This is a genomic window from Microbacterium sp. H6, assembly GCF_003314775.1.
Taxonomy (GTDB): Bacteria; Actinomycetota; Actinomycetes; order Actinomycetales; family Microbacteriaceae; genus Microbacterium; species Microbacterium oxydans.
Genome location: NZ_QOAY01000290.1, coordinates 266 through 4,913 on the forward strand (window position 1 = coordinate 266; position 4,648 = coordinate 4,913).

Consider the following 4,648-nt stretch of genomic DNA (forward strand, 5'->3'; position numbering starts at 1 on the left):
ATCGGCGTGCTGTTCGGAGCCGCTGCGCTCGGGGTGCTCGCCGGAGCCGCCATCGCGTTCGTGCGCACGCTCCTGAGCTTCCCGTTCATGCAGGACTTCCTGGCGGCCTTCCCCGGCGAGTACGAGCCCGGGATCGCCGTCGAGCCGGGATTCGCCCCGTGGATCGGGTGGCAGCACTTCTTCAACATGTTCCTGATGGTGCTGATCATCCGCTCGGGGTTGCAGGTGCGCACCGAGAAGCGTCCGACGGTCTTCTGGACCCCTCGCAACAACGCGAAGGGCAAGATCAGCCTCAACCTGTGGTTCCACCAGTCGCTCGACATCCTGTGGCTCGTCAACGGCGTGATCTTCGTCGTGCTGCTGTTCGTCACGGGGCACTGGGTGCGCATCGTCCCGACCAGCTGGGAGGTGTTCCCGAACGCCCTCTCGGCGGCCCTGCAGTACATCTCGTTCGATTGGCCGCACGAGAACGGCTGGAACAACTACAACAGCCTGCAGCAGCTCGCCTACTTCGCCACCGTGTTCATCGCGGCGCCGCTCGCCGCGATCACCGGCTTCCGCATGTCGGGGCTGTGGCCGAAGAAGGCCGAGAAGCTGTCGAAGGCGTACCCGGTCGAGTGGGCGCGGGCGCTGCACTTCCCGATCATGCTGTACTTCGTGGCGTTCATCATCGCGCACGTGGCGCTCGTCATGTTGACCGGGTTCCTGCGCAACCTGAACCACATGTTCGCGTCGCAGGACGCGGTGACGTGGACCGGATTCTGGGTGTTCATCCTGTCGCTCGTGGTGATCGCAATCGGATGGGCGGCTGCGCGTCCGCTCGTGCTCGCCCCCATCGCCAAGGTGTTCGGCAAGGTCTCGGGTCGGTGAGCAGATGAGCGACGAGGTCATCGCCGAATACTGGCGCACAGTGCGGACCACCCTGCCTCACCTCCCGGAGACGCGGCCGGAAGCCTGGGGGTTCGGGGCGACGCCCGAGCACGCCGACGAGCTGCTGGCACTCGTGCTCGACGGCATCAAGGTCGGCACCGCGTCGTCCCTCTGGGATTACGAAGCGACCGGCGACCCTCTCCCCGCTGTGGGCGAGCTCAGCATCATCCTGGACGGGACCGGCGCCCCGCGGGCTGTGATCGAGACCACGACGATCGACATCACGCCGTTCGACGAGGTCGACGAGGCCCATGCCTTCGCCGAGGGGGAGGGCGACCGCACGCTGACGCACTGGCGCGAGGTGCACGAACGCTACTGGCGCACCCACTCCGAGAACCCGCGCGGCTACGAACCGGACATGCCGGTGGTCTGCGAGCGGTTCCGGCTGGTGTTCCCGGCCTAGAGAGTCCCGAGGGACTGGAGGAGAGGCGCGATCATGGCTGAGGCATACATCGTCGACGCGGTCCGTTCGCCGGTCGGCAGGCGCGGCGGATCGCTCGCCGAGGTCCACCCTGTGGACCTCGGCGCCCACAGCCTTCGGGCGCTCGTCGACCGGGCGGGGATCGACCCCGGTGCGGTGGACGACGTGATCCTGGGCGTCATCGACGCGATCGGCGGCCAATCCGGCAACGTGGCCAGGACGGCTCTGCTCGCCGCCGGATTCCCCGAGCACGTTCCCGGGGTGACCATCGACCGGCAGTGCGGGTCGAGCCAGCAGGCCGTGCACTTCGCGGCGCAGGCCGTGATGAGCGGCACGAGCGACCTCGTGATCGCGGGCGGACTGCAGAACATGTCGCAGGTGCCGTTGACCGCCGCGGCCACCGTGGGGGAGTCCTACGGCTTCACCACGCCGTACGCGCAGTCGCCCGCCTGGACCGACCGCTACGGCGATCAGGAGATCTCGCAGTTCGCCGGTGCCGAGCTGATCGCCGAGAAGTGGGACATCTCCCGCGAGGAGATGGAGCGGTTCGCCCTGGAGAGCCATCGTCGTGCAGCCCTGGCGCAGGACGAGGGTCGCTTCATCGGCGAGATCGCTCCGCTGAACGGTCTCGACCACGACGAGGGTGTGCGCCGCGACACGACGCTGGAGCGGATGGCGGGGCTCGCGCCGCTGCGGGAGGGTGGACGGATCACCGCCGCCGTGTCGTCGCAGATCAGCGATGCGTCCAGCGCCGTGCTCATCGCCAGCGGGCAGGCCGTACGTGACCACGGGCTCTCGCCCCGTGCCCGCATCCATCAGATGACGGTGCGCGGCGACAGTCCGATCCTCATGCTCACCGCTCCGATCCCCGCCACGAAGCTCGCGCTGGAGCGCGCGGAGATGCGGGTCTCCGACATCGACCTGTTCGAGGTGAACGAGGCCTTCGCTCCCGTGGTGCTCGCCTGGATGCGCGAGCTCGATGCTCCGCACGAGAGGGTGAACGTCAACGGCGGAGCCATCGCGCTCGGTCACCCCATCGGCGCGACCGGGACCAGGCTGATGACCACGATGCTCAACGAGCTCGAACGCACGGGCGGACGCTACGGTCTGCAGGCCATGTGCGAGGGCGGCGGGGTCGCGAACGTGACCATCGTCGAACGGCTCTGACGCCCCTGATCCCGCGGTGACGACAGAGCGGGCCGCCTCCCGGGGGAGACGGCCCGCTCTGCACGTGCTCGGAGGGTCAGGGGCGGACGAAGCGCACTTCGGTCAGCGTCTCGCCCAGGAACGGCTCGGTGTGCGATGCGCCGTCGAGGTGGAATCCGTTGCGGGTGTAGAACCGGTGCGCGCGAGGGTTGTCCTCGGCGACCCACAGGTACAGCGGCTCGTCCTTCTCCACGGCGGCGTCGAACAGCTTCTGGCCGATGCCGGTGGAGTGATAGGCGTCGAGCAGGTAGATGAAGTAGAGCTCGCGGAACGCCGGAGCGTCCTTGTCGCGGGCGGGGCCGGAGCCGACGAAGCCCACGATCTCCCCGTCGACCAGCGCGGCGTTCATCTTGAACTCGGGGCCCTGCGAGGCCCAGTGCGTCCACAGTTCGGCCATGCGGCGGGGCGAGACCTTCTCCAGCGCCGCCTTGCTGATCAGGTGGTCGTAGGTCTCGTGCCAGCACTGCGCATGCACGCGACCGAGGGCTTCCGCATCCACATCACGGACCGGACGGACGATGACTTCAGGCTGGGCTTCGGCGCTCATGGTCGTGACTCTACGCGCGGCGTCCGCGAAGGGGAAATCGAGGGGATGTCCGATGACACCCTTCCCGCGGTCATGGAGGTTTCGCACAACGATGTTCGCCGATCGTGCACTCCTGGCTACGATCGATGTTCGTGAACGTGATCTGGCGGACCCTCCTGGTGATCCTCGGTGCTCGCCGCCGCGTGCGACGGGGGAAGGCCCTCGACCCCACCGCCGTCGGCAGCATCACCCTGACCACGCTGCCCACCGACATCGACATCCTGCGTCATATGAACAACGGCCGCTACCTGTCGTTGTTCGACCTCGGGCGCTGGGACCTGCTCATCCGCACCGGACTGTTCGATGCGATGAAGGACCGGGGCTGGTATGCGGTCGTCTCCAGCGAGACGATCACGTTCCGCAAGTCGCTGCAGCTCTGGCAGCGGTTCGAGGTGCAGTCGCGTTTCATCGGGCACGACGACAAGGCGCTCTTCATGGAGCACCGCGCCGTCGTGGACGGCGAGGTCTACGCACGGGCGATCGTGCGGGCCAGGATGCTGCGACGCACCGGAGGGACCGTCAGCAACGAGGAGCTTTTCGCGGCCGTGGGCAAGCCGGAGGGTGTTCCGGAGATCGACGCCTGGGTGCACGACTGGGCAGCGGCCTCGGCGCTTCCTCCCGTGCGGGCGAAGGCCCCGAGCGTCTGGGGCTGAGCGTCTGGGGCTGAGTTCGAAAACCCCTAGGGGCTGAGCGGCAGAGGAACGTTCTCTCCGTCCGCACCGGCGCGGTAGCTTAGGCGTGTGCTGGCGATCCTGACGACGACCGGGCGAGTGCTGTGGCGGCACTGGCCTGCGCTGATGGCGTGGTACCTCGCGGGCGTCCTGGTGCACTACGGGGTCACAGAGATCGCCGGCTTCATCGGAGCCTCGTCGGCGACGTTGGGCTTCCTGGTGCTGCCGATCGCGATCCTCGCCCGGCTGGTGAGCCTGGTGGCGATGTTCCTCGTGCTGCGCGACGGTCTGCGCAACCTGCAGGAGGTGGCACCGCTGCCGGAGTCGCCGGTGGAGCGTCGGCGTACTTTCCTCTCGGCCCTTCTCGCCGGCATCCTGCCGTTCTTCGCGGTGTACTGGGCGCAGGGGCTGCTCGGCGAGGACGTGCGGGCTTACTCGCTCCGCGCTCTCGAGGTGCGCAACGGCATCGTGTGGACGGCGAGCGTGAACGGCGAGCCGCCCGTGAGCTCGGACGACACCGTGCTCAACCTGCCGATCAACGTGTGGACCATCGCGATCATCGTGCTCGCGTTCGCCGGTCGATGGGCGTGGTCGAAGTGGTCGCCGAAGCTCGCGGCCTGGTTGTCGCCGGTGGCGGTGTACTTCGAGGTCGTCTGGGTCTTCTTCTCGGTGATGGTGCTCGGCGACATCTTCGACGCGATCAAGGCCTGGGTCGACAGTCGCGCGGCGATGGCGTACCTCGAGACGGTGCGGGAGGGCATCCTCGACGCCGTGGCTCCCCTGCGCTGGCTGTGGGAGGGGATCGGCTGGGTCCTCTCCGAGGCGGGCCCCCTG

General features: G+C 68.1%; 5 protein-coding genes and 1 pseudogene. 5 read left to right on the forward strand and 1 reads right to left on the reverse strand.

Annotated features, from left to right (window positions below; genetic code table 11):
• The 3 genes from DSP71_RS18845 to DSP71_RS18855 form a co-directional block, all read left to right on the forward strand.
• Positions 1-870: cytochrome b/b6 domain-containing protein (locus tag DSP71_RS18845; RefSeq protein ID WP_258546553.1), on the forward strand; the 870-nt coding region annotated here is incomplete at its 5' end.
• A gap of 4 nt (positions 871-874) precedes the next feature.
• Positions 875-1,333 (forward strand): ASCH domain-containing protein, encoded by a 459-nt coding sequence (locus DSP71_RS18850; protein ID WP_113681815.1) that lies wholly within the window; start codon positions 875-877, stop codon positions 1,331-1,333.
• Between the two features lie 33 nt (positions 1,334-1,366).
• The gene (locus DSP71_RS18855) at positions 1,367-2,518 is read left to right on the forward strand and encodes an acetyl-CoA C-acetyltransferase (RefSeq protein WP_113681816.1); all 1,152 of its coding nucleotides are present in this window, start codon (positions 1,367-1,369) and stop codon (positions 2,516-2,518) included.
• Between the two features lie 76 nt (positions 2,519-2,594).
• On the opposite strand, the gene DSP71_RS18860 is transcribed toward DSP71_RS18855, so the two are convergent.
• The gene (locus DSP71_RS18860) at positions 2,595-3,104 is read right to left on the reverse strand and encodes a GNAT family N-acetyltransferase (protein WP_045264712.1); all 510 of its coding nucleotides are present in this window, start codon (positions 3,102-3,104) and stop codon (positions 2,595-2,597) included.
• Between the two features lie 131 nt (positions 3,105-3,235).
• Here DSP71_RS18860 and DSP71_RS18865 point away from each other — a divergent pair, with 131 nt between their 5' ends.
• Positions 3,236-3,796, forward strand: coding sequence for an acyl-CoA thioesterase (locus DSP71_RS18865; protein ID WP_058632957.1), 561 nt, complete (start codon positions 3,236-3,238; stop codon positions 3,794-3,796).
• An 87-nt stretch (positions 3,797-3,883) separates the two neighbouring features.
• Positions 3,884-4,648 (forward strand): annotated as a pseudogene (locus DSP71_RS18870) (hypothetical protein); the annotation flags it as partial.